General features: G+C 72.2%; 21 protein-coding genes. 11 read left to right on the plus strand and 10 right to left on the minus strand.

Translation table 11 applies throughout. The annotated features are described in order from the left end of the window. Positions 1-290: 290 nt before the first annotated feature. The gene (locus tag AMY39116_RS0336275) at positions 291-1,904 is read left to right on the plus strand and encodes an L-lactate permease (protein ID WP_020422492.1); all 1,614 of its coding nucleotides are present in this window, start codon (positions 291-293) and stop codon (positions 1,902-1,904) included. Here the strand turns inward: AMY39116_RS0336275 and AMY39116_RS0336280 are convergent. Next, complete coding sequence (locus AMY39116_RS0336280) at positions 1,885-2,514, minus strand: nicotinamide mononucleotide transporter family protein (protein ID WP_020422493.1); 630 nt, start codon at positions 2,512-2,514, stop codon at positions 1,885-1,887. The genes AMY39116_RS0336275 and AMY39116_RS0336280 overlap by 20 nt on opposite strands. Positions 2,515-2,762: 248 nt before the next feature. Between AMY39116_RS0336280 and AMY39116_RS0336285 the strand changes: the two genes are divergently transcribed. The 5 genes from AMY39116_RS0336285 to AMY39116_RS0336305 all read left to right on the plus strand — a co-directional run bounded on the left by AMY39116_RS0336285 (position 2,763) and on the right by AMY39116_RS0336305 (position 7,637). Next, complete coding sequence (locus AMY39116_RS0336285; RefSeq protein WP_020422494.1) at positions 2,763-4,004, plus strand: CdaR family transcriptional regulator; 1,242 nt, start codon at positions 2,763-2,765, stop codon at positions 4,002-4,004. 140 nt (positions 4,005-4,144) lie between these two features. Beyond that, positions 4,145-5,065 carry an ACP S-malonyltransferase gene (locus tag AMY39116_RS0336290; protein ID WP_084506215.1) on the plus strand — a complete coding sequence of 307 codons (921 nt, stop codon included), beginning with the start codon at positions 4,145-4,147 and terminating at the stop codon, positions 5,063-5,065. After that, complete coding sequence (locus tag AMY39116_RS0336295; protein WP_020422496.1) at positions 5,062-6,039, plus strand: beta-ketoacyl-ACP synthase III; 978 nt, start codon at positions 5,062-5,064, stop codon at positions 6,037-6,039. Before AMY39116_RS0336290 ends, AMY39116_RS0336295 begins: the two co-directional genes overlap by 4 nt. A gap of 62 nt (positions 6,040-6,101) precedes the next feature. Further along, a complete protein-coding gene (locus AMY39116_RS0336300; protein ID WP_017984121.1) occupies positions 6,102-6,347 on the plus strand; it encodes an acyl carrier protein in 246 nt (81 codons plus the stop codon). Positions 6,348-6,389: 42 nt separating this feature from the next. Then, the gene (locus tag AMY39116_RS0336305) at positions 6,390-7,637 is read left to right on the plus strand and encodes a beta-ketoacyl synthase (RefSeq protein ID WP_020422497.1); all 1,248 of its coding nucleotides are present in this window, start codon (positions 6,390-6,392) and stop codon (positions 7,635-7,637) included. A gap of 60 nt (positions 7,638-7,697) precedes the next feature. On the opposite strand, the gene AMY39116_RS0336310 is transcribed toward AMY39116_RS0336305, so the two are convergent. The 3 genes from AMY39116_RS0336310 to AMY39116_RS0336320 all read right to left on the minus strand — a co-directional run bounded on the left by AMY39116_RS0336310 (position 7,698) and on the right by AMY39116_RS0336320 (position 11,098). After that, positions 7,698-8,246, minus strand: coding sequence for a hypothetical protein (locus tag AMY39116_RS0336310; RefSeq protein ID WP_020422498.1), 549 nt, complete (start codon positions 8,244-8,246; stop codon positions 7,698-7,700). A gap of 739 nt (positions 8,247-8,985) precedes the next feature. After that, positions 8,986-9,477 (minus strand): DUF3145 domain-containing protein, encoded by a 492-nt coding sequence (locus AMY39116_RS0336315; RefSeq protein WP_027934727.1) that lies wholly within the window; start codon positions 9,475-9,477, stop codon positions 8,986-8,988. A 166-nt stretch (positions 9,478-9,643) separates the two neighbouring features. Continuing rightward, on the minus strand, positions 9,644-11,098 hold the full coding sequence (locus tag AMY39116_RS0336320; protein WP_027936535.1) for a S8 family serine peptidase: 1,455 nt from the start codon (positions 11,096-11,098) through the stop codon (positions 9,644-9,646). A gap of 211 nt (positions 11,099-11,309) precedes the next feature. Between AMY39116_RS0336320 and AMY39116_RS0336325 the strand changes: the two genes are divergently transcribed. Beyond that, positions 11,310-12,653 carry a hypothetical protein gene (locus tag AMY39116_RS0336325; RefSeq protein ID WP_020422501.1) on the plus strand — a complete coding sequence of 448 codons (1,344 nt, stop codon included), beginning with the start codon at positions 11,310-11,312 and terminating at the stop codon, positions 12,651-12,653. Here AMY39116_RS0336325 and AMY39116_RS0336330 read toward each other — a convergent pair. Together AMY39116_RS0336330 and AMY39116_RS0336335 are read right to left on the minus strand one after the other, a co-directional pair. Next, positions 12,650-13,471 carry an alpha/beta hydrolase gene (locus AMY39116_RS0336330; RefSeq protein ID WP_020422502.1) on the minus strand — a complete coding sequence of 274 codons (822 nt, stop codon included), beginning with the start codon at positions 13,469-13,471 and terminating at the stop codon, positions 12,650-12,652. The two genes, AMY39116_RS0336325 and AMY39116_RS0336330, sit on opposite strands and share 4 nt — an antisense overlap. 42 nt (positions 13,472-13,513) lie before the next feature. After that, positions 13,514-14,908: an NAD(P)/FAD-dependent oxidoreductase gene (locus AMY39116_RS0336335; RefSeq protein WP_039791960.1), complete on the minus strand. Its 1,395-nt coding sequence runs from the start codon at positions 14,906-14,908 to the stop codon at positions 13,514-13,516. 84 nt (positions 14,909-14,992) lie between these two features. On the opposite strand from AMY39116_RS0336335, the gene AMY39116_RS47020 reads away from it, so the two are divergent. Then, complete coding sequence (locus AMY39116_RS47020) at positions 14,993-15,949, plus strand: Lsr2 family protein (protein ID WP_020422504.1); 957 nt, start codon at positions 14,993-14,995, stop codon at positions 15,947-15,949. A 312-nt stretch (positions 15,950-16,261) separates the two neighbouring features. Here AMY39116_RS47020 and AMY39116_RS0336345 read toward each other — a convergent pair whose 3' ends face one another. After that, positions 16,262-17,590, minus strand: a complete 1,329-nt coding sequence (locus AMY39116_RS0336345; protein ID WP_020422505.1) for an NtaA/DmoA family FMN-dependent monooxygenase — start codon at positions 17,588-17,590, stop codon at positions 16,262-16,264. Beyond that, a complete protein-coding gene (locus AMY39116_RS0336350; RefSeq protein WP_020422506.1) occupies positions 17,587-18,696 on the minus strand; it encodes an LLM class flavin-dependent oxidoreductase in 1,110 nt (369 codons plus the stop codon). Before AMY39116_RS0336350 ends, AMY39116_RS0336345 begins: the two co-directional genes overlap by 4 nt. Before the next feature lie 88 nt (positions 18,697-18,784). On the opposite strand from AMY39116_RS0336350, the gene AMY39116_RS0336355 reads away from it, so the two are divergent. Continuing rightward, positions 18,785-19,195, plus strand: coding sequence for a secondary thiamine-phosphate synthase enzyme YjbQ (locus tag AMY39116_RS0336355; RefSeq protein ID WP_020422507.1), 411 nt, complete (start codon positions 18,785-18,787; stop codon positions 19,193-19,195). Here the strand turns inward: AMY39116_RS0336355 and AMY39116_RS0336360 are convergent. Then, positions 19,180-20,217 carry an ABC transporter permease gene (locus tag AMY39116_RS0336360; protein ID WP_039791961.1) on the minus strand — a complete coding sequence of 346 codons (1,038 nt, stop codon included), beginning with the start codon at positions 20,215-20,217 and terminating at the stop codon, positions 19,180-19,182. The genes AMY39116_RS0336355 and AMY39116_RS0336360 overlap by 16 nt on opposite strands. A gap of 109 nt (positions 20,218-20,326) precedes the next feature. Between AMY39116_RS0336360 and AMY39116_RS0336365 the strand changes: the two genes are divergently transcribed. Beyond that, positions 20,327-21,034 (plus strand): haloacid dehalogenase-like hydrolase, encoded by a 708-nt coding sequence (locus AMY39116_RS0336365; RefSeq protein ID WP_020422509.1) that lies wholly within the window; start codon positions 20,327-20,329, stop codon positions 21,032-21,034. 244 nt (positions 21,035-21,278) lie between these two features. On the opposite strand, the gene AMY39116_RS0336370 is transcribed toward AMY39116_RS0336365, so the two are convergent. Beyond that, the gene (locus AMY39116_RS0336370) at positions 21,279-23,030 is read right to left on the minus strand and encodes a proline--tRNA ligase (RefSeq protein ID WP_020422510.1); all 1,752 of its coding nucleotides are present in this window, start codon (positions 23,028-23,030) and stop codon (positions 21,279-21,281) included. A 106-nt stretch (positions 23,031-23,136) separates the two neighbouring features. On the opposite strand from AMY39116_RS0336370, the gene AMY39116_RS0336375 reads away from it, so the two are divergent. Then, complete coding sequence (locus AMY39116_RS0336375) at positions 23,137-23,487, plus strand: VOC family protein (protein WP_027936537.1); 351 nt, start codon at positions 23,137-23,139, stop codon at positions 23,485-23,487. The last annotated feature ends 112 nt before the right edge of the window (positions 23,488-23,599 follow it).

Below are 23,599 nucleotides of genomic sequence, written 5' to 3' on the forward strand. Positions count from 1 at the left end.
GCAACCCGATCCCCAGCCAAATCGGTTGCCGAGCCACCGGGTCAAGGCACGCTTTCCCGCCTTGACGCGGTGTCTCGGCAACCGAACACTGAAAGATCGGGTTCGGAAGGCGCACTTCAATCGGGGCGTAGCGAAGCGAAGCCGGCGATCGAGAAACCCGCGTAGCGCCCGTAGCGCCCGCGCCATCTCGATCAGTGAAACGCCCCCCTTGACGCCCCGCCCGGACAACTGGACCATCCGACCCCACCCCCAGCGGAACCCCACTTCCGCAATGTGGAATCGAGGTCGGCATGTTCGTGCAGGAGCTCGCCCCGCTAGCCGGTTCACTCGGCCTGTCCGCGCTGGTCGCGGCACTCCCACTGGCCACCGTCCTCGTCCTGCTGGGCGTGGTCCGGATGAAGGCCCACCAGGCCGGCCTGATCGGCCTGGCCGTCGCCCTCATCGTCGCCGTCACGATCTTCGGCATGCCGATCGGGCAGGCGATCTCCAGCGGTTTCCAGGGCGCCGCGTTCGGGCTCTTCCCCATCATGTGGATCGTCGTCAACGCGCTGTGGATCTACCGGATCACCGTGCGCACCGGCCACTTCGACGTGCTCCGCCGGTCGTTCGGCCGGGTCTCCGACGATCCCCGCATCCAGGCGCTGATCATCGCGTTCTGCTTCGGCGCGCTGATGGAGGCGCTGGCCGGCTTCGGCGCGCCGGTCGCGATCAGCTCGGTGATGCTGGTGGCGCTCGGGTTCACCCCGGTGCGGGCGGCGGTCGTCGCGCTGGTCGCCAACACCGCGCCGGTCGCGTTCGGCGCCATGGGCACCCCGGTCGTCACCCTCGCGCAGGTCACTGGGCTGCCGCTGGACACCGTGTCGTCGATCGTGGGCCGCCAGACGCCGATCCTGGCGTTGTTCGTGCCGCTGCTGCTGGTCTTCATCGTCGACGGGCGTCGCGGGCTGCGGGAAACGTGGCTGCCCGCGCTGGTGTGCGGCGTGGCGTTCGGGGTGGTGCAGTTCGCCGCCGCCAACTACGTTTCCGCGCAGCTCGCCGACATCGGCGCCGCGCTCGCCGGCGCCGCCGCACTGGTCGCGCTGCCCGCAGCCCGGAAGCCGGCCCGCGAAGAGGTCCGGACCGCCGTGCTCACCGGTGTGGCCACCGAAACGCTGGACCGGCCGGAGGACCGCGGCGAGGTCGTCCGCGCCTACCTGCCGTACGGGCTGATCATCGTGATCTTCTCGATCGGCCAGCTGCCGCCGGTCAAGCGGCTGCTCGACGCGGCGACGTGGAAGTTCGACTGGCCCGCCCTGTCGGTGGCGAACTCGGCGGGCAAACCGGTGTCCGGCAACACGTTCTCGGTGCCGTTCCTGAGCACCGGCGGCACGCTCGTGTTGATCGCGGGCGTCCTGACCGCGGTGTTCCTGCGGGTCCGCGCCCGGGACGCGGTCCGCGAGTGGGGCGGCACGGTGCACGAGCTGCGGTTCGCCATCCTGACCGTGACGAGCGTGCTCGCGCTGGCCTACGTGATGAACCTGTCCGGCCAGGCCACCACGATCGGCTACTTCATCGCGGGCGCGGGCGCCGGCCTGGCGTTCCTGTCCCCGGTGCTCGGCTGGTTCGGCGTGGCGGTCTCGGGTTCGGACACCTCCGCCAACGCCCTGTTCGGCGCGCTCCAGGTGACCGCGGCGCACCAGGCCGGGCTGTCGCCCGAACTGCTCGCCGCGGCCAACTCCTCGGGCGGCGTGCTCGGCAAGATGATCTCCCCGCAGAACCTGAGCATCGCGTGCGCGGCGGCGATGCTGCCGGGCGAAGAGGGCACGCTGTTGCGCAAGGTGCTGCCGTGGAGCGTGGGACTGCTGTTCGTGATGTGCCTGATCGTGGTGGCGCAGGCGAGCTTCCTCAGCGGGATGCTGCCGTGAGCTCCGGGCGCGTGACCGCGGCGCGGTGCCAGCTCCACCAGCCGTGCACGACCAGCGCCGCGAACACGAGGTACACCGCCGCGGAGAAGTACAGGCCCGAGGAGATCTGCAGCGGCACGCCGATCGCGTCGACGACCAGCCACACCAGCCAGAACTCGACCAGGCCGCGGCCCTGGGCGGCGAAGGCGACCAGCGTGCCGATGAAGATCGCCGCGTCCGGCCACGGCGCCCAGGATGCGTCCAGCGCGTCGAGCACCAGTGCCATCACCACGGTGCCGACCACGAACGCGCCCGCCATCACCAGCCGCTCGACGGCCCGGCCGCTGCGCACGACCACCCCGTAGACCGGGTCGCGGCGGCGGGTCCAGGCCCACCAGCCGTAGACCGAGATCAGCAGGATCGCGACCTGCCGGGCCGCGAGCCCGCCCAGGTGCGCGGAGGCGTAGACGGCGAACAGCAGCACCGTCGCGCCGACCTGCACGGGCCAGGTCCAGAGCGTGCGCCGCTGCGCCAGGAAGACCACGGCGAGCGCGCACAGCTGGCCGACCAGCTCCGCGATGGAGATCCACTGCCCGAAAACGGACAAACCGTGCTGCAACAGAACGTGCATGGCGCCTCCCGTCTGGCCGGATCAACCTGCCACAAGCGGCGGTGATTCCCTCACCCGCAGTGAGCCCCGCAACATCATCGGAAAATTACTTGCACGATCGAGTGAGAAGACTGGCGGAAAAATATCCACAAGGTCCATAGTGGACCTACCGGTGGGGACCGGGGAGATGAGGCCGCCCGGCGCTGCGAGAACCGCGATGCGCCGGGCGGCCTCGCGTTTACCGGACGGCCGGTTAGAGTCGGTTCACCATGACCCAGACCCACGGCAGCCAGACCCACGGCAGCCAGACCAGCGGCAGGCGCCTGGCCAAGCACCACGGCCTTTCCGCGAAGACGCTGCGCAGGCTGGAGCGCGCCTCCGGGCGCCTCGCCTCGGCCAGCGTCGCCGCCATGGAGCAGCGGCTGCCGTGGTTCGGGCGGCTGCCCGCGGAGCAGCGGGCGAGCATCCTGCTGATCACCCAAACCGGCGCGGCCGGGTTCGTCGACTGGCTGCGGGATTCGCAGGAGGCGCTCAAGCTCACCACCGACGCCTTCCGCGGCGCCCCCGAGGACCTGTCCCGCTGGATCAGCCTGCGGCAGGCGGTCGGGCTGGTGCGGCTGGCGATCGAGGTGTTCGAGGAGCAGCTGCCGGAATTCGCCGCCACCGAGGCCGAGAACGCCGCGCTCACCGAGGGCATCCTCCGCTACGGCCGCGAGATCGCCTTCGCGACGGCCAACTCCTACGCCGCGGCCGCGGAGGCGCGCGGCGCGTGGGATGCCCGGCTGGAGGCGCTGGTCGTGGACGGCATCGTCCGCGGCGACGCCGAGGAGGCGGTGCTGTCGCGGGCCGCGGCGCTCGGCTGGGAGCCGTCGGCGATGGCGACCGTGCTGGCGGGCCGCCCGCCATCGGACGACCCGCCGAGCGTGGTGTTCGAGGTGCGCCGGCTGGCCGCGCGGCTGGCACGGCCGGTGCTGCTGAGCGTCCAGGGGTCGCGGCTGATCGTGGTGGCAGGCGGCCCGACCGACGGCGACGCCAAGCAGAAGGAGGTCCTCGGCAAGCTGGCGGGCGCGTTCGGCGAGGGCCCGGTGGTGGCCGGCCCGACGGTGGACAGCCTGGCCGAGGCGCACCGCAGCGCGGCCGAGGCGCTGTCCGGGCTGCGCGCGGTGGTCGGCTGGCCGGGCGCGCCGCGGCCCGTGCGATCCTCGGACCTGCTGCCGGAACGAGCGCTCTCCGGCGACGCCGAGGCCGAGCGGCTGCTGATCGAGGAGATCGCGCAGCCGCTGGAGGCCGCCGGGCCGACGATGCTGCAGACGGTGGACGAGTACCTGGAGTCCGGCGGGGTGCTGGAGACGTGCGCGAAGAAGCTGTTCGTGCACCCCAACACCGTGCGCTACCGGCTGCGCCGGGCGGCCGAGCTGACCGGCCGCAACGCCACCGAACCGCGGGACGCGCTGGTGCTGCGGGTGGCCCTGACCGTGGGACGGCTGGCCAGGGCACGCGGCCTCTGGTGACCGGTCTCACTTCCGGCCTGCCCGGAACCGACAACACATCAGCGCTGGATGCGGGCCCGCGGGCGCCATTTTTGTAGGCTCCCTACAAGATCGCCGCTCCGACTTGGTGAACGGCGGCATCCCGGGCCCGCCGGGGAAGCATGTTCCCTAGAGGCGTGACAGCAGTGCTCGCTCCCGGACAGGGCTCCCAAGCGCCCGGCATGTTCTCCCCCTGGCTCGAACTCGACGGCACCCGCGAGAAGCTCGCGCGCTGGTCCGAGCGAACCGGGCTCGACCTGGTCCACCTCGGGACCGAGGCCGACGCCGAGACCATCCAGGACACCGCGATCACGCAGCCGCTGATCGTCGCGCTCTCGCTGCTGGCCTTCGACGCCCTCGGCGACGTCCCGGACGACACCCCGGTCGCCGGCCACTCCGTCGGCGAGCTGGCGGCCGCCGCCGCGGCGGGTGTGCTCACCGCCGAGGACGCCGTCGCTCTCGCGGCCGTGCGCGGCGCCGAGATGGCCAAGGCGTGCGCGATCGAGCCGACGTCCATGGCGGCCGTGATGCTGGGCGACCCGGACGAGGTCGTCGCGTGGCTGGAGGGCCACGGCCTGACCGCGGCGAACCGCAACGGCGCCGGGCAGATCGTCGCCTCCGGCGCGAAGGACGCCATCGAGCGCATCGTCGCCGAGCCCCTCGAAGGCACGAAGGTCCGGCCGCTGAAGGTCGCCGGCGCCTTCCACACCTCCTACATGGCCCCCGCCGAGGAGGCCCTGCGCGCGCACGCCGCGTCGATCACGCCGAAGGACCCGGTCCGCCCGCTGCTGTCCAACGCCGACGGCACCGTGGTCACCAGCGGCGCCGAGTACCTGGAGCGGCTGATCAAGCAGGTCACCCGCCCGGTGCGCTGGGACCTGACGATGGACGGCTTGGTCGAGCTGGGCGTCACCGCGACGGTCGAGCTGCCGCCCGCGGGCACCCTGACCGGTCTGGTCAAGCGCCAGCTCAAGGGCACGGTCACGCAGACCGTCGCGTTGAAGACCCCCACCGACCTGCCCGCCGCGAAGGAGATCCTGTGAGCCCGGTGTTGCGCCAGAAGCAGGGCCCGGCCGCCACCCGGATCCTGGGCGTCGGCAGCTACCAGCCGGACCGCGTCGTCACCAACGACGACCTGTCCCAGATCATGGAGACCAACGACCAGTGGATCCGTGAGCGGGTCGGCATCATCGAGCGCCGCTTCGCCGAGAAGGACGAGCTGCTGGTCGACATGGCGGTCAAGGCGGGCAACGCCGCGCTCACCGACGCGGGCCTGCAGCCGTCCGATGTGGACACCGTGATCGTGCCGAACTGCACGATGCCCGCGCCCATCCCGAACGCGGCCGGTCAGGTCGCCGACCGGATCGGCGTGAAGGCGGCCGGCGCGTTCGACCTCAACGCCGCGTGCGCCGGGTTCTGCTACGGCCTCGGCGTCGCCTCCGACCTGATCCGCGCCGGCTCCGCGGGCAAGGTGCTGGTGATCGGCGCGGAGAAGCTGACCGACGTGGTCGACCCGGTGGACCGCGCGAACGCGATCATCTTCGCCGACGGCGCCGGCGCCGCGGTGGTCGGCCCGTCCGACGAGCCGGGCATCGGGCCGGTGTCGTGGGGCAGCGCGGGCGACCTGGTCGACACGATCTACATGCGCGACCACAAGTACATCTACCAGGAGGGCCAGTCGGTCTTCCGGTGGGCGACCACGCAGATCGCGCCGATCGCGTTGAAGGCGGTCGAGCTGGCCGGGCTGGAGCCGTCGGACATCGACGTGCTCATCCCGCACCAGGCGAACCTGCGGATCGTGGACGCGATCGCCAAGCGGCTCAAGGCCAAGGGCGCGCGGGAGGACCTGGTCGTCGCCGACGACATCAAGTTCTCCGGCAACACCTCGTCCGCGTCGATTCCCATGGCGCTGGACCACATGCGGAAAGCGGGCACCGTCAAAACGGGTGACGTGGTGCTGATGGTTGGATTCGGCGCGGGCCTGTCCTACGCCGGACAGGTCGTCATCTGCCCGTGATACCACTATCGCCGGCAGGCGCGGGCCTGCCGGTGTCGAACCCCCAGAAAGGAAACACCATCGTGGCGGACAAGCAGGAGATCCTCAGCGGCCTCGCGGAGATCGTCGAGGAGGTCGCGGGTGTCGCGCAGGACGACGTGAGCCTGGAGAAGTCCTTCGTCGACGACCTGGACATCGACTCGCTGTCGATGGTGGAGATCGCGGTGCAGGCCGAGGACAAGTTCGGGGTCAAGATCCCGGACGACGAGCTGGCCAACCTGAAAACCGTCGGCGACGCGGTGGACTACGTCGCCGCGAACGCCAAGTAAGCACGAGCTGAATTCTTCGTCTGAACCTCGGGGAGACTCCTCATGAGCAACATCGACGTCGTGATCACCGGGATCGGCGCGACGACGCCACTCGGCGGGGACGTCGCGTCCACGTGGGAGGGCTTGCTCGCCGGCCGCAGCGGCATCCGGCGGATCGAGGCCGACTGGGTCGAGAAGTTCGACCTGCCGGTCAAGATCGGCGCCACGCTCGCCGAGGATCCGGCGGAGAAGCTGCCGCGCGTGCAGGCGCGCCGGCTGGACCGGTGTGAGCAGATCGCGCTCATCGCCGCCCGGCAGGCGTGGGCCGACGCCGGTTTCGAGCAGCCCAGCGACGAGCGCACGGACGTCGACCCGGACCGGCTCGGCGTGTCCATCGGCACCGGCATCGGCGGGCCGCTGACGCTGCTGGCGATGGACGACCTGCTCGAGCAGGAGGGCATCCGGAAGGTCTCGCCGCTGACCGTGCCGATGCTGATGCCGAACGGGCCTGCCGCGCACGTCGGCATCGACCTCAAGGCCAGGGCCGGGGTGCACTCGCCGGCTTCGGCGTGCGCCTCCGGCGCCGAGGGCATCGCCAACGGCTACCAGATGATCCAGAACGGTCGGGCCGACGTCGTGGTGGCGGGTGGTGCGGAGTCCTGCATCCACCCGATCACCGTGGCCGGTTTCGCGCAGGCCCGGACGGTGTCGACGCGCAACGACGAGCCCGAGCGCGCGTCGCGCCCGTTCGACACCGACCGGGACGGGTTCGTGCTCGGTGAGGGCGCCGGTGTGGTCGTCCTGGAGCGGGAGGACCGGGCGAAGGCCCGCGGCGCGCGGATCTACGGGCGGCTGGCCGGGTACGGCATCACCTCGGACGCGCACCACATCACCGGCAACCACCCGGAGGGCATCGGCCAGATCGCCGCGATGGCGAACGCGATGACGATGGCGGGGCTGACGTCGGCGGACGTGGGGCACGTGAACGCCCACGCGACGTCCACGGTGGTCGGCGACATCGGCGAGGCCGCCGCGATCCGCAAGGCCGTCGGTGAGCACCCGGTGGTGACGGCGCCGAAGTCCGCGCTGGGTCACCTGGTCGGTGGCGCGGGGGCGGTCGAGGGCATCCTCACGCTGCTCTCGATCTACCACGGTCTGGTGCCGCCGACGCTGAACCTGGAGAACCTGGACCCGAAGGTCGGGCTCGACGTCGTGGCCGGTGAGCCGCGGAAGGTCGAGCTGACCGCGGCGCTGAGCAACTCGTTCGGCTTCGGCGGTCACAACACGGCGCTGCTGTTCACGGGCGCCTGAGTTTCGCTGGCATTGGGAGAACCCCGGCCCTTGGTGGCCGGGGTTTTCTCGTGTGTGCGGTCAGCAGCGGGAGAGTTCGGGGGTGGTGGAGCCGGTGACGGTGTCCACCTTCCAGGCGCCGGATTCCAGGGTCAGCGGGAGCACGAGGCGCCAGTGCACGCAGGGTTCCGGGAGTTCGGCCGGGGCGTCCTTGACGTCCTGGGTGCTGGTGAAGCCGACGAGGGCGCGGAGTTCGTCGTCGGCGACCGGGTCGATGCGGTAGACGAGGATGCTGCCGTCCCTCGTCGTGCGGTAGTCGTTGAGCCAGGTGCTCTTCGACTTGGCCTGGACTCGCTCGCGGGTGACGGCCGATTTCCACAGCTCGTAGTCGCGGTTGTTGATCGAGTCGAAGTACGTCTGGAGCAGCGCGCGGACCGTGGTGTTCTGCGGGTGAGCCGCGGCGTCCGGGGTGAGCTCGACGGTGCCCGGCCCTGGCTGCTGCGCGAGCGGCCGAGCGGTCGACGACTGGGCGAGGATCGCGTCCGGGGCCGCTTCGGGCAGCCGGTACAGCTCGCGGGCCAGCAGACCCCCACCGACCATGATCGACACCACGACGATGACGACGGGCACCAACCATCGCGGCGGTGCTGCGGAAGGCGCCGGCATGGCTGTCACATCGGCAGCGTAGTGGTGATCGTTACCGAGTGCTGTCTTTTGCGCGGAGTGGGCTGGGGCGGTTGGGCCGGGCAGGTGAAGGGGCTCGGCTGTTGTGGGGTTGTTGTGGCTGGGGTGAGTGCGGGTGGTGACGGCGGTGGGGGTTGGGTTCGGGGGCGGGGTTTGGTTCGGGCGGGTTGGTTCGGGGCCGGAGTTGGTTCGATGAACGGCCCCGTTCATCGCCGCACCACTGGGCACCTCGCGCGGCTACGCGGCGCAAGGCATGAACGGCCCACTCATCACCGCACGACTGGACACCTCACGCGGCGCAAGGCATGAACGGACCATCCATCACCACACGACCGGCCACCTCGCGCGGGCCGAAGCCAGGAACGGTCCGTTCATCGGCGCGCGAGCGGACACCTCGCTGGGGGAAGCAATGAATGGACCGTTCATCGCCGCACCACTGGGCACCCCACGCGGCTACGCGGCGCAAGGCATGAACGGCCCACTCATCACCGCACGACTGGACACCTCACGCGGGCCGAAGCGATGAACGGTCCGTTCATCGCCACACGAGTGGGCACCTCACCGCGCACCGCGCCGAAGCGCCGAGCACCGCTGGGCATCTCACCAAGCACCAAGCACCAAGCACCAAGCACCAAGGCAGCCAACCAAAGCCACCCAAAGCCACCCACCCGACTCGCCCGAAGACTCACCCCACCCGGTGCAGCCAGGTGACCGGAGCCCCGTCCCCGGCGTGCCGGAACGGCTCCAGCGCCTCGTCCCAGCTCGAAGCCAGCAGCTCGTCGAGCTTGTGCGCCAGCTGCTCCCCCGCACGACAGGTCGCCACGAGGGTGCGCAGCTGGTCTTCCCCGACGACGATGTCTCCGTTGGCGCTCGTCCGCCCGCGCCACAGTCCCAGCCCCGGCACGTAGCAGAACCGCTCGCCGTCGACGCCGGCGCTCGGCTCCTCGGTCACCTCGAAGCGCAGCATCGGCCACGCCTTGAGACCGGCCGCCAGCTTGGCGCCGGTTCCGGCGGGCGCGCTCCACGTGCACTCGGCGCGAAGCTGCCCTGGAGCGGCGGGTTGCGCCGTCCACTTCAGATCCACTCGGGTACCCAGGGTGCCCGAAATCGCCCACTCGACGTGCGGGCACACCGCAGACGGCGACGAGTGGACGTAAACCACGCCACGGGTGCTCACTGCTGACCTCCGCTACTCGACGAGGGGCGTCTTCCCCTACGACCTCGCGAGCTCGGAGCCTGCGTTCAAGCATCCCTGCCGTGACTGCCCATATTGTGCACCCCGGCGATGGCATTTCGCCACAGGAACCTCAGATGTCGCACGACCACCACTGGACGGAAAGCCGTCAGGCCCCGGCGAGCGCCCCCACGGCGGCGACCGTGTCGACCAGCCCGGCACCCTTGTCGAAGCTCGAACCGCCCTGGTACGGCGCGCCGTCACTGTACTTGTACGCCGTCGACTTGATCGCGGCCTCGATCTCGCCCGGCGTGGCGTCCGGCCGGGACTGGAACAGCTGCGCCACGATGCCGGTGATCTGCGGCGTCGCCATCGAGGTGCCGCTGATCACGTTGTAGGTGCCGAGGTCGAGCATCCCCGGCCCGTTCGACGGCTGCAACCCCGTCGCGCAGATCACCAGGTACGGACGGCACGCGGACAGGATGTTCTCGCCCGGCGCGGACACGTCCGGCCACGTCGACGGGTCCGACGCGAGCCCCCGCGAGGAGAAGTCCGACACGGTCCCGTCGCGCGTCCCGGTGCCCTGGTCGTTGTAGGAGGCCACCGAGATCACGCCGGGCGTCGGGTCCTTGCCCGGCGGGTTCGACAGGTCCGCCGAACCGTCCCCGCCGTCGTTGCCGTTCGCCCACACCGTCACGACCCCCTCGGCCGCGAGTGCGCGCTGGAGCTTGACCGTCGCCGACTCCGGGTCGAACTCGCCGCCGCCGCTCGGGCCGTACGAGTTGTTGATCACCTTGATCGGCGGGCACACCGTCGCCGGCACCCCGGCCCCGCACGGCGCGGCGTGGTTCTCCAACACCCAGTTCAGGGCGGCGTCCGTGCCCAGCACCAGGATCGCCAGCCCGGTCGAGATCGACACGATCTTCGCGCCCGGCGCCGAACCGCCGACAAACGAACCGTCGGCCAGCGTGTACGGCGCGCCCGCCGCGATCCCGGCGACGTGGGTGCCGTGCCCGCCGAGCGCGGTCGCGTCGGTGTCGACCGAGGTGGGCACGTCGACGATGCACGAGGTGGTGGTGCCGTCGAGGCACAGGCTCTTCAGGTTGCGCACCACGCGGGTCGACCCGTCGGCGCCGCGGAACGCGGGGTGCGTCGGGTCGATCCCGGTGTCGATGATCGCCACGGACACCCCGCGCCCGTCCAGCGGAGCGCCGTCCGCGCCGGTCAGCGTGGTGCGTGCTTCGGCGCTGCGGGTCGCGGTCGTGCCGGACGAGCCGAACGCGACGAGCGGGTCGTTGTTCTCGACGTAGGTGACGCCGGCCGCCTTGCGCACCGCGGCGACCTGCGCGGCGGTACCCGTCGCGGCGACGACGCCGATGCGCGGGAACCGGGTGATCTCCCGCATCCCGGCCGTCCGCACGGCCTGTGCGGCGGTGCCCGCGTCCGTCGCGTGCACGAGGGTCGTGACCGGGGTCAGCGCGGTCGCCGTGGCCAGCACCCGGTCCAGCGTGTCCGACACCGGCGCGAGCGGGACCTGGGCGTTCGCCGCGGGGACGGCGCCGGTGAACGGGAGGACGAGCACGGCGGCGGCGATCGCCACCGCCCGCGTGGAGCGCCATCGCATCGGGGTCCCCTATCTCTCCAGCCAGCCCTACGATCTACTAACGAGTAGCAACCAAATGGGGTGACCCCGATCACTGTCAATGATCAATTACCCGCACGGGTGTGCTCGAAAGCAGACACCTTCCGCGAGTGATTTTCACACCATCGAGGGTCAGCGACTGCACAGCGCGCTAGCGTAAGCGCGCACGTGAACGGGACCGGGGAGGTGCGAGGTGCGGCTGATCCGCCTGGAACGACAGCCCTCGCGCGTCGCCGACGACGTGCGGGCCGCGCTCGCCGCGCTCGGCCGCGGGGACGACTTCGCGGGCGGTATCGCGCTGGCCGGGGCCCGGCCGCTGCCGGACCGGCCGCCGGTCGAGGCGGTCGTCGTCCTGCCGACCGTCGTCCTGGTCGTGATCGGCGTCGACCTGCCGGACCCGGCGATCCGCCTCGAAGCGCCCCTGACCGGCCAGTGGAAGGCCGACGGCTGGCCACTCGTCGCCGACGGGGACGTCGTCAACCCCGCGGCGGACGCCCTCGCGCTCGCCGACGCCGTCATCGAGCGGCTGCGCCCGGACGTCCCGGAGCACCTGCCGATCGCCACGATCCTCGCCGTCGGGCCGTTCGTCGAGGAGATCGAGCAGCCGCCTGCCGACCTCGCCGGCAACGTCCGCGTCCTGTTCCCGACGCAGAACAGCCTGCTCGCGGCCATCGCGTCGCTGACTCCCGCGCCATGGCCCTGCACCCCGGCGCAGGCACGCACCCTGATCGGCAAGCTCGCCCCGGACACCGGTCTCAGCGACGACGAACTGGCCGCGGAAGGCTTCACGGTCACGGAGGAGTCGGCGACGGTGAAGCTGGCGCCGGTCAAACCCCGCCCCCGGCGGCACCGCCAGGCCGAACCCGCCGCCGTGCCGCCGATCGTCCCGCCCGCCGAGGTGACGATGCCGGTGCCCCGGATCGCCGCGGCCGCGCCCGTGCGCGCGATCCCGGCTTCCGCGCCCGTGCCGTGGCGGCCGGTCGCGGCGATCGCGGTGGCGCTGGTGCTGCTGGCCGTCGTGCTCGTGCTGGTCACGACCGGCGGGGACGACGAACCGGCCACCGCGTCCGCGCCGACCACCGCGGTCACTCCCGCACAACAGGCCGTCGCGGGCATCGAGTTCACCAAGCGCGCGTCCGGCACGGAACGCACCTGCGCCGCCCGCGCCTACGGCGACCTGCAGGCGCGGTTGCAGGCAAGCGGTTGCGCGGGCATGGAACGCGGCAGCTTCGAGGCCACCGTGGACGGGCGGGCGGTCGCCGTGTCGGTCGCGGTGCTCACCTTCGGCAGCGACGAACAGGCCGCGGCCTTCAAGCAGCTCGCCGACACCCCGGGCAGCGGCGGGATCGCCGATCTCGCCACGGAGACGCACCAGTGGCCGCGCGAGCCGGACACCGCGGGCGCGGCGTACCAGAGCGCGATCTCCGGCCCAGCCGTCCGGCTGGTGCTGGCCGCCTACGTGGACGGCAAGTCCGCGCCGGACGACCCGGCCCTGCTGCGTGCGGCGGGCGCCGCGCTGGGCGTGCGGATCAGTTAGCCGATCGCCGCGGCGAGGATCTCCTCGGCGTGGGTCCACAGCAGAGCGCCGCCCGCGCCGGGCACCACGTGGCGTCGCGCGCCCGGGATCCGGGAGGTGAGCAGCGCGCCGAGGTCCGGTGAGTGCACGCGGTCCCGATCGCCGAACCACACCTGCACCGGCACCCGGATCGCGGCCCAGTCCAGCTGCCACCGCGACATGGCGATGATCGTGTCGGTCGCGTAGCCCGCGCCGTCGTTCGCGAACCCCTCCCGCAGAGCCGCGCGGTACCGGGCCAGGAACACCGGGTCCTGGTACACCTCGCGGTCGGCCGGATCCGAGCCGTCCAGCACCATCCGTTCCATCCCACCGGGGCCGAGCCGGGCGAAGAACTCCCGCGCGGCCGCCGGGTCCTCCCGCACCCGCGTGACCACGTCCCGCACCGGGCCGGGCAACTGCGCGAACACCCGGGGATCGGCGACCTCGTCGGCCGGGGACACCAGCAGCAGCCGGGACGCGATCCCGTGCTCGGCGGCCGCGAGCCCGAAGACCGCGGCCTGCGAGTTCGCCACGACCGGCACCGGCCCGGCGAGCCGCGTCACGAGTGCGGCGAGGTCGGCGGCGGTGGACGCCGCAGACCGGTGCGGGTCGGGTGTCGAGGCGCCGATGCCGGGGCGGTCCACGGTCACCAGCCGGACCCGGGACCCGTCACCGAAGACCATGGACCGGCCGGTCGCGGCGCCGGCCAGGAACAGGACCGACGGGCCGTCCCCGGGCCCGGTCTCGGACCAGGCGAGGACCCGGCCGCCGGGGAGCGGCAGCTCATGATCAACGCGCACACGCGAAGCGTCGGCCAGGGCTGCCCTTCCCACAACCGGTTTTCAGAGCCCGTACTCCTCCAGCAGCCGCAGCCACACCTCGCTGATCGTGGGGAACGACGGCACCGCGTGCCACAGCCTGCCCAGGGGCACCTCGCCTGCGATGGCGATGGTCGCCGAGTGCAGCAGCTCGGCGACGTCCTGGCCGACGAACGTGACGCCGACGAGCACCTCGCGCTCGGTGTCGGCGATCATACTGGCCTTGCCCGCGTAGCCGTCCGCGTGCAGCGACGACCCCGCGACGGCGATGTCGATGTCGACCACCCGGTGCGGCGCGCCCGATTCCGGCTCGGTCAGGCCGACCGACGCGACCTCCGGGTCGGTGAACACGACCTGCGGCACCGCGTGGTGGTCGGCGGTGGCGCTGTGCTTGCCCCACGGGCGGGTGTCCACCGGCTTGCCCGTGGCCCGCGCGGAGACCACGTCGCCGACCACGCGGGCGGCGTACTTGCCCTGGTGCGTCAGCAACGCGCGGCCGGTGACGTCACCCGCCGCGTACAGCCACTCGCCGTCCACTTCGGACACCAGACCGCTGTCGTCGACGGTGAGCGGCTTGCCCGGGGCGAGACCGATGACCTCCAGGCCGAGGTCGTCGGTGGCCGGACGCCGCCCGGTCGCGACGAGCACCTGGTCGGCCGTGACGACCGCGCCGCCCTTGAGCTCCAGGCGGGCGGCACCGTCCACTTGGGACGCTCGCTCCAGTCCGGAGTCGGTGTGCACGCGCACGCCGTCGGCCCGCAAGCCCTCCGCGACGGCGTCGCCGGCGAAGTCCGGGTACCGGGGCAGCGGGCGCGGGCCGGTGACGATCAGGTCCACCTGCGCGCCGAGGCGGGCCCAGGCCTGCGCCATCTCGACGCCGACCACCCCGCCGCCGACGACGGCCAGCCTCCCCGGCACCGTGCTGCTGGACGTGGCTTCGCGGGATCCCCACACCGGCACCTCGTCCAGGCCCGGGATCGGCGGCGTCTTCGGCACGCTGCCGGTACAGACCACCACGGCGTGCCGCGCCCGCAGGACCCGGCCGCCGTCCACAGTGATCTCGCGCTCACCGGTGATGCGGCCACGACCGCGGATCGTCGTGATGCCCGCGCCGCGCGCCCACTCGACCTGGCCGGTGTCGTCGCCCTTGCCGGTGAAGTAGTCGCGGCGTTCGAACACCGCCGCCGGGTCGAGCGCTCCGCCCACCGGAACGCCGGGCAGCCGCCGGGCCGCGGCGAGCGCGTTTCCCGGTCGCAGCAAGGCTTTGCTCGGGATGCAGGCCCAGTAGGAGCACTCGCCCCCGAACCGTTCCTGCTCGACCAGCGCGGTGGACAGGCCGCCCTTGACCGCCCGGTCCGCCGCGTTCTCCCCCACTGGTCCGCCACCGATCACGATGACGTCAAAAGTCTCCTCGGACATGGGTCACAGCGCACACCAGCCCGGCGCCCGGCGCAAGTGGGGCGGGTATTCTCAGCGGCAAATCGTAAGTACTGGAGGTTATCGGTGGCGAAGAACACCGCGGTGCAACTACTGGACGACCTGAACGGCGAACCGGCCGCGGAGACGGTGCGGTTCGGCCTGGACGGCGTCGAGTACGACATCGACCTCTCGGACTCGAACGCGGGCAGCCTGCGCGAGCTGCTGGCCACCTACGTGCAGGCGGGCCGCCGCACGGGTGGCCGCAAGCGCCCGCCGCGCCGCCTCGCCCCGGCGAAGCGCACGCGCCGCACGGCGAACTCCAGTGCCGCGACCGCGCGGAAGGCCGCGGAGTCCCCGGCGAAGAGCACCCGCGCGACCGGCGCCACCGGGGCGAAGGCTGCCGGTGCTGTTGGGAAGCGCACGGCGGCCGCGGGCAAGACCACGAAGGCGGCCAGCGCTGCCAAGGGCAAGACGGCGGCGGCTGCCGAGGCCACCACCCCCAAGCCGGCCACGCGGCGCAAGGCCACCGCGGCGGCGCCGAAGACCACCGCTGCCAAGGGCAAGAAGGCGGCGGCTGCCGAGGCCACCACGCCCAAGCCGGCCACGCGGCGCAAGGCCACCGCGGCGGCGCCGAAGACCACCGCTGCCAAGGGCAAGAAGACGGCGGCTGCCGAGGCCACCACGCCGAAGCCGGCGACCCGGCGCAAGGCCACTCCGGCGCCGAAGATCACCACGAAGGCCGCGGCGAACACCAAGAAGACCACGCCCGCCGCGAAGCCGTCCCGCGCCAAGGCGAAGGCCACCGAGACCGCAACCGCCAAGGCGAACGCTGCCAAGACCGCGCCCGCCAAGGCGAAGGCCACCGAGGCCGCGCCCGCGAAGGTGAAGGCCACCGAGACCGCAACCGCCAAGGCCGCGCCCGCGAAGGAGAACGCGACCGCCAAGAAGCCGGCCACCAAGAAGGTCGCGCCGGCGGAGAAGGCGCCACGCAAGAGCGTGCGGAAGGCGCCGCCCGTGGTGTTCTCCGCGGCCACGAACTGAGCCGGACATCCGCGCCGGGGCGCTCCAGCAAAGCGCCCCGGCAACTGACCGGGACGTCCGGCGCCACGGCGGCGAGACGCCGCAGACCCCAGCGGCATCGACCATCTACCGCGACACCCGGTCGCACTCGACGAGGGCCCTAGGTCCATACGGCCCTCCCGCCGCCGGGCGCTCCGATCGTCCCGGTCACTGACCGCGCCAACCTGGCGCCAGGGCGCGCTCAGCGATGCCGCAGATCCCTCCGGCATCAAGCATTCCCGCCGCCGGGGCGCTCCAGCAAAGCGCCCCGGCGTGGTTGCGCGGCCCCCGGACTCACCGGTCGATGCCGAGGTGCTCCCGCAGCGTGGTGCCGCTGTAGTCGGCGCGGAAGACGCCCCGCTCCTGCAACAACGGCACCACCTTGTCCGCGAACGGGTCCAGCCCGCCGGGCGTCACGTGCGGCACCAGGATGAACCCGTCGCTCGCGTCCTCCTGCACGTACGTGTTGATCGCCTCCGCGACCGTCTCCGGCGAGCCGACGAACGTCTGCCGTCCGCTGACCTCGACCACCAGGTCCCGGATCGACAGGTTCTTCGCCTCCGCGAGCTCCCGCCATTGCCGCACAGTCGCCACCGGGTCGCGGTACATGCGCGTCTGCGCGCGCCCCTTGGCCACCGCCTCCGCGCCGACCGCCGGCTCGACCTCGGGCAGCGGGCCCTCCGGGTCGTAGCCGGACAAGTCGCGGTTCCACACCTGCTCCAGGAACTTGATCGCCGTCTGGCCGCTCACCTGCTGGTACCGCACGACGTTGGCCAGCTCCTCGGCCTCCGCGTCGGTGTCGCCGAGCACGAAGGTCGCCGCGGGGAGCACCAGCAGCTGGTGCGGCTCGCGCCCGTAGGCGGGCAGCCTGCGCTTCACGTCGGCGTAGAACTTCTGCCCCGCCTCCAGCGTCCCGTGTCGCGTGAAGATCGCGTCCGCCGTCGCCGCGGCGAACTCGCGGCCCTCGTCCGAGTCGCCTGCCTGCAGGATCACCGGCCTGCCCTGCGGCCCGCGCGGCACGTTGAACCGGCCCGCGATGTCGAACTGCGCGTCGTGGTGCTCGAACGCCCCCGCGCGGGCGTTGCGCAGGAACACCCCGGACGCCTTGTCCGCGGCGATGTCGTCCGCGCCCCAGGAGTCGAACAGCTCGAACGCCGTCTGCAGGAACAACTTCGCGCGCTGGTAACGCTGTTCCTCGGGCAGGTAGCCGCCGCGGCGGAAGTTCTCGCCGGTGAACGCGTCCCACGAGGTGACCACGTTCCAGCCGGCGCGCCCCTCGGACAGGTGGTCGAGGCTGGCGAACTGGCGGGCCACCTCGTACGGCTCGTTGAACGTCGAGTTGATCGTCCCGGTCAGGCCGAGCCGGTCGGTGACCGCGGCGAGCGCGGCCAGCACGGTGAAGGTGTCCGGGCGGCCGACCACGTCCAGGTCGTAGATCTTGCCCGCGTGCTCGCGCAGCCGCAGCCCTTCGGCGAGGAAGAAGAAGTCGAACTTGGCTCGCTCGGCCGTCCGCGCGAGGTGCGTGAACGAGGAGAACTCGATGTGGCTGCCCGCCTCCGGGTCGCTCCACACGGTCGTGTTGTTGACGCCGGGGAAGTGCGCGGCGAAGTGGATCTGCTTCATCGCGTCGCTCCTGCGTAGCGGTTGGCGGGGCGCTCCAGGCCGAGCAGGCCCCGCAGCGTGCCGGCCTCGTACTCGCGGCGGAACGCGCCGCGCTGCTGCAGTTCGGGGACGAGCCCGCGGGTGATGGCGGTCAGGTCGTGCGGCAGGGCGCCCGGACGCAGCCGGAAACCGGACAGGCCGGCGTCACGCCAGGCCAGCAGCTGGTCGGCGAGCTGGGCCGGGGTGCCGGTGAAGACCAGCGCGTCGGAGGTGAACTCGGCGCGGTCGTCCAGGCGGGCCTTGCGGTCGCGGGCGGCCTGCTCGGTCTCGTCGAGGAACACCACGACGTCGCCGAACACCAGCAGGTCCTCGCGCAGGCCGCGCACCTCCTGCCCCAGTGCGCGCGCGTCGTCGGCGTCCTGCGGGGTGAGGAACACGAGGTCGGCCGAGCGGGCGGCGAGCCGGTGGATCTCGGTGACGTGCGAGAGCACCGCGACCGGCGGCTGGCCCTGCGGCGGGCGCGGCGTGATCGACGGGCCCTTGACGCTGAAGAACGGCCCGGTGAAGTCGATGTAGTGCAGCTTGTCCCGGTCGATGAACCGGCCGGTGGCGGTGTCGCGGATCTCGGCGTCGTCCTCCCAGCTGTCCCACAGCCGCCGCACGACCTCGATCCAGTCGCCGGCCTCCTCGGCCAGGTCGGGCAGCGGAACCGGGAACTCGCGGCGGCCGAAGTGCGCCGCGTCGTCGGGGCTGCTCGCGATCCGGACGCGCACACCGCCGCGCCCGGTGGACACGTAGTCGAGCGTCGCGATCGCCTTGGAGAGGTGGAACGGTTCGGTGTGCGTGGCGATCGCCGTCGGCAGGAACCCGATGTGCCGGGTCAGCGGCGCGACGCGGGCGGCGATCAGCACGGCGTCCAGCCTGCCGTCCACCCGGTCGGTGCGGCCGTCCCGCGGCGCGCCCAGTGAGTCCTCGATCGTGACGAAGTCCAGCAGGCCGTGTTCGGCCTCGATCACCAGATCGGCCCAGTACCGCGGGCGGAACAGCTCGTCCGGGCGCGCGTCGGGCTCCCGCCACGCGGCCGGGTGCCAGCCCGCGCCCTCCAGTGCCACCGCGAGATGAACCATGCCTCGCTCCTTTCGCCTCCCCCGGTCCAGCGATCGGGCGGCCCGCGCTATTTCGCGTACCACCCGTTGGGACGCCTACGGTGGAGGCATGTACTCCAAGGAGATCGAGGTGAAGACCGGCGGCCGCGCCGTGGTGCACGACCTGACCAGGGAGGCCGAGGCGTTCCTGGCCGAAGCGGACGCGTCGGACGGCCTGCTGCACGTCTTCGTGCCGCACGCCACCGCGGGCCTGGCGATCCTGGAGACCGGCGCGGGCAGCGACGACGACCTGCTCGCCGCGCTGGACGAGCTGCTGCCCAGGGACAACCGGTGGCGGCACCAGCACGGCAGCAAGGGCCACGGCCGGGACCACGTGCTGCCCGCGCTGGTGCCGCCGTACGCGAGCGTTCCCGTGCTGGGCGGGTCGCCGGCGCTGGGCACCTGGCAGTCGATCTGCCTGGTGGACACCAACATCGACAACCCGGTCCGGCACGTCCGGTTCAGCTACCTCGCCGGCTGAAGCTCCGGCGCCGCCTCCACCGGCGCCGCCGGCTTCGCCCGGACGGGCCAGAGGACGACCACCAGGCCGGCGACCAGCATCGCCCCGAGCACCCAGATGCCGGTGGTCACGTCCGGCGCGTTCGGGGTGCCCTGCAGCAGGCTGCGGGTGCCCTCGGTGGAGAAGCGGAACGGCGTCCACGACCACAGCAGGGCCCGGTAGGCCGGGTTGAGCAGCTCCGGCACCTGCCCGGCGACGTTCGGCGCGAGCAGGTAGAGCGGCGCGAGGATCGCCATGGCGCGGATGCCCAGCAGGCGCAGCAACGCGGCCTGCACGGCCGCGAACGCCGCGGCGACCAGCAGGATGTAGCCGAGGACGTCCCAGCCGAGCGGCAGGGAGGAGTCCCACAGCGCGAGGAACCCGGCCGCGACCCCGGTGATCAGCACGGCGGTGACCGCGACCTGGGTCAGGCGCGCCGCGACGCCGATCCGCCGCCCGGTCCGCTCGGCGACGACGACCAGGATCGCGCCCGCGGCCAGGCTGCCGACCCAGGCGAGGATGCTCACCGCGAGCGGCGCCGTCCGGCCCGCGGGGCTCGCCGGGTGCACGGTCTCCACCCGCACCGGGGCGGACGGGGTGCCGGTGGCCTGGCTCATCGCGGTCGACAGCGCCTGCCCGGCGCCGGTGAGCGCCTGTTGCACGACCTGGGTGCCGCTCGGGTTGACAGCGCCGGACACCACCACGCCCACCTGTCCGGGCGCCAGTTCCAGCACGCCGTAGACGTCCTTGTCGTCGAGCAGCGTCCTGGCTTCGGCGGGTGTGGTGACCCGCCAGCTGAGGGCCTCGCCGCCCTGGCTCGTGAGCTGCCCGGCCGCGGCGCGCAGCTGCGGCGGAGCGTTGTCCGGCACCGCGACCGCCACCGGCAGCCCGTCCGGTTCGACCGACGCCTGGACCCCGACGGTCAGGAATCCCAGCACCACCGCGATCACCGCACCGGCCAGGGCCGCCAGCCCGGCCACCGGCCTCCGGGATGTGCCAGCCATGGGGACCTCCCCTAAATTTCTTCGACTGTTGAATTCAATGGGAACGGTAGCCCTGCGCTCGATCGAAGTCAACGCTTGATGAATAACGGTCTTGGTAGCGTCGGCGGACGTGACGAGCAGTGCGCACCGGCTGGTGCTGTGGGACATCGACCAGACCCTCATCGACCTGCGCGGGGCGGGCCGCGGCTGGTACCGGCAGGTGCTCGAGGAGGTGACCGGCGTCTCGATGACCGCGATGCCGGACTTCTTCGGGCGGACCGAGCGCGCGATCACCGCGGAAGTGCTGACGCTGCACGGGATCGAGCCGACCGAGGAGCTGATCCAGCGGATGTGGGCGGCGCTGACCGCGGTGTCCGAGCTGGCGCTGCCGGAGCTGGCGAAGCGCGGCCTGGCGCTGCCGGGCGCGGCGACGGCGCTGGCGGGGGTGGCCGCGGCGGGCGGGGCCGTGCAGTCGCTGGTGACCGGGAACCTGCGGGAGATCGCGTGGCACAAGCTGTCCGCGTTCGGGCTGCACACGCACTTGGACTTCGAGATCGGCGGCTACGGGAACCTGTCCGCGCACCGGCCGGACCTGGTGGCGTACGCGGTCGACCGCGCCCATGCGACGCTCGGGCGGCCGTTCGAGCCCGCGTCGGTCATCGTGGTGGGCGACACGCCCCACGACATCGACGCGGCGCGCGAGCACGGTGCGGTCGCCGTGGGCGTGGCGACGGGCCGGTTCGACGCGGACGCGCTCCGGGAGGCCGGGGCGCAGGTGGTGCTGCGCGATCTCAGCGACACGAAGCTGGTGCTGGCGGCGGTTTTCGGGGAGGGCTGAGCGTCTCGGCTGGGCGCCGGGTCAGTGCGGACGCCCGCCTGGGGCGACCACGCGTGCGGCACCGCCGGTGCGCCCACTCGCGCCGGCGGCCGCGTTCAGCCAAAACTGACCGCCCCGACCGGGCCGCGCCAGGCAACCGCGACCTCAACGACGCCAGCTCGCACTTCGCCGCCGCGTTCGGCGAGGGCCGACACGGCAACGGGCCCGCCGCGAAAAGCGACGGGCCCGTTGCCGGAAAGGCGGTTCAGCCGCGGACGAGCTTGACCAGGTGGTCGACCACCGCGTCCACCGCGATCTCCTCGCGGTCGCCCGTCTTGCGGTCCTTCACCTCGACGACGCCCTTCGCCAGGCCGCGCCCGACCACGAGGATCGTCGGCACCCCGACGAGCTCCGCGTCGGCGAACTTGACGCCCGGCGTGGCCTTCCGGTCGTCCAGCAGGACCTCCACACCGGCCGCGTCGAGGTCGGCGGCCAGCTTTTCCGCGCCCGCCGCGATCGACTCGTCCTTGCCCGCGATCACCACGTGCACGTCGTACGGCGCGACCTCACGCGGCCACACCAGGCCCAGCTCGTCGTGGCTCTGCTCGGCGATCACCGCGACCAGGCGCGACACGCCGACGCCGTAGGAACCCATCGTGATGCGGATCGGCTTCGAGTCCGCGCCGAGCGCGTCCAGCTGGAACGCGTCGGTGTACTTGCGGCCCAGCTGGAAGATGTGCCCGATCTCGATGCCGCGCGCCGCGACCAGCGTGCCCTGTCCGTCGGGCGAGGCGTCGCCTTCGCGCACCTCGGCGGCCTCGATCGTGCCGTCCGGGTGGAAGTCGCGGCCCACGACGAGGTCGACGACGTGGTGGTCGGCCTTGTCGGCGCCGGTCACCCACGCCGTGCCGGTGACGACGCGCGGGTCGACCAGGTACCGGACCCCGTTGTCCTGCAACGCCTTCGGGCCGATGTAGCCCTTGACGAGGAACGGGTTGGCGGCGAAGTCGGCTTCTTCGAGCAGCGCGACCTCGGCCGGCTCCAGCGAAGCTTCGAGCCGCTTCTGGTCGACCTCGCGGTCACCGGGGATGCCGATGCCGAGGATCTGCCAGTCCTTCTCGCCCGGCTGGCGGATCTTCACCATCACGTTCTTCAGCGTGTCCGCGGCGGTGAAGGTGCGGCCAAGGTCGGCCTTGTCGTTGAGGTAGTCGACCAGCGTCTGGATGGTCGGCGTGTTCGGCGTGTGGTGAACCTGCGCCTGCGGTTTGTCCTCGATGGACTGAGCGGGCGGCGCGGGCGTGACGACGGCCTCGACGTTGGCCGCGTAGCCGGACGCGTTGCTGCGGACGTAGGTGTCCTCGCCCGTTTCGGCGACGGCGAGGAACTCCTCGGACGCCGAGCCGCCCATCGCGCCGGACGTCGCCGCGACGATCACGTACTCCAGGCCCAGCCGGTCGAAGATCCGGATGTAGGCGTCGCGGTGCAGCTGGTAGGAGCGGGACAGGCCGTCGTCGTCGAGGTCGAAGGAGTAGGAGTCCTTCATGACGAACTCGCGGCCGCGCAGGATGCCGGCCCGGGGGCGCGCCTCGTCGCGGTACTTGGTCTGGATTTGGTACAGGATGACCGGGTAGTCCTTGTACGAGCTGTACTCGCCCTTCACGGTGAGGGCGAACAGCTCCTCGTGCGTCGGGCCGAGGAGGTAGTCGGCGCCCTTGCGGTCCTTGAGGCGGAACAGGGCGTCGCCGTACTCGGTCCAGCGGCCGGTCGCCTCGTAGGGCTCGCGCGGCAGCAGCGCGGGGAACAGGATCTCCTGCCCGCCGATCGCGGCCATCTCCTCGCGGACGACCTCCTCGATCTTGCGCAGCACCCGCAGGCCCAGCGGCAGCCACGAGTACCCGCCCGGCGCGACCCGGCGGACGTAGCCTGCCCGCGTCAGCAGCTTGTGGCTGGGAACCTCGGCGTCGGCCGGATCCTCACGCAGCGTGCGCAGGAACAACGACGACATCCTGGTGATCACTGGGCTGCTCCTCGGTGTCGAAACGCGGTGTGAACAGGGTAGTCAGGGGCGTCCAGCGGTTTTCGGGCGGGCCGGGATTGTCGGTGGGGCGCGCTACCGTGCCGAGATGACTCTCGAACTGGGGATGGTGACCGTGGACTGCGCGGATCCACGGCAGATGGCGGCGTTCTGGTGCGCGGCGCTGGGCGTGCGGGTGGACCTGGACTGGGGCGAGTACCTGGTGCTGACGCCCGCGCGCGAGGGCGGCGTGCGGCTGGGGTTCCAGCAGGTGCCCGAGGAGCGGGCCGGGAAGAACCGGCTGCACCTGGACCTGGCGACCACCGACCGGGACGGCGAGGTGGCCCGGCTGGTGGGCCTGGGCGCGGCGAAGCTCGCGGAGCACGAGGTGCCCGGCCTGGCCTGGACGGTGCTCACGGACCCGGAGGGAAACCAGTTCTGCGTGGGCGAACCGCACTGAGTTTTCGCGGTTGCCGGCCCGGCGCGGTGGGTTCCACGGCTGGGCCGGCAAGTTCCCGTGCGCGGGGCGGTGGGTTCCACGGCTGGGTCGGCAAGTTCCCGTGCGCGGGGCG

The sequence above is a fragment of the Amycolatopsis sp. ATCC 39116 genome (assembly GCF_000231075.2).
In the GTDB taxonomy this organism is placed as follows: domain Bacteria; phylum Actinomycetota; class Actinomycetes; order Mycobacteriales; family Pseudonocardiaceae; genus Amycolatopsis_E; species Amycolatopsis_E tucumanensis.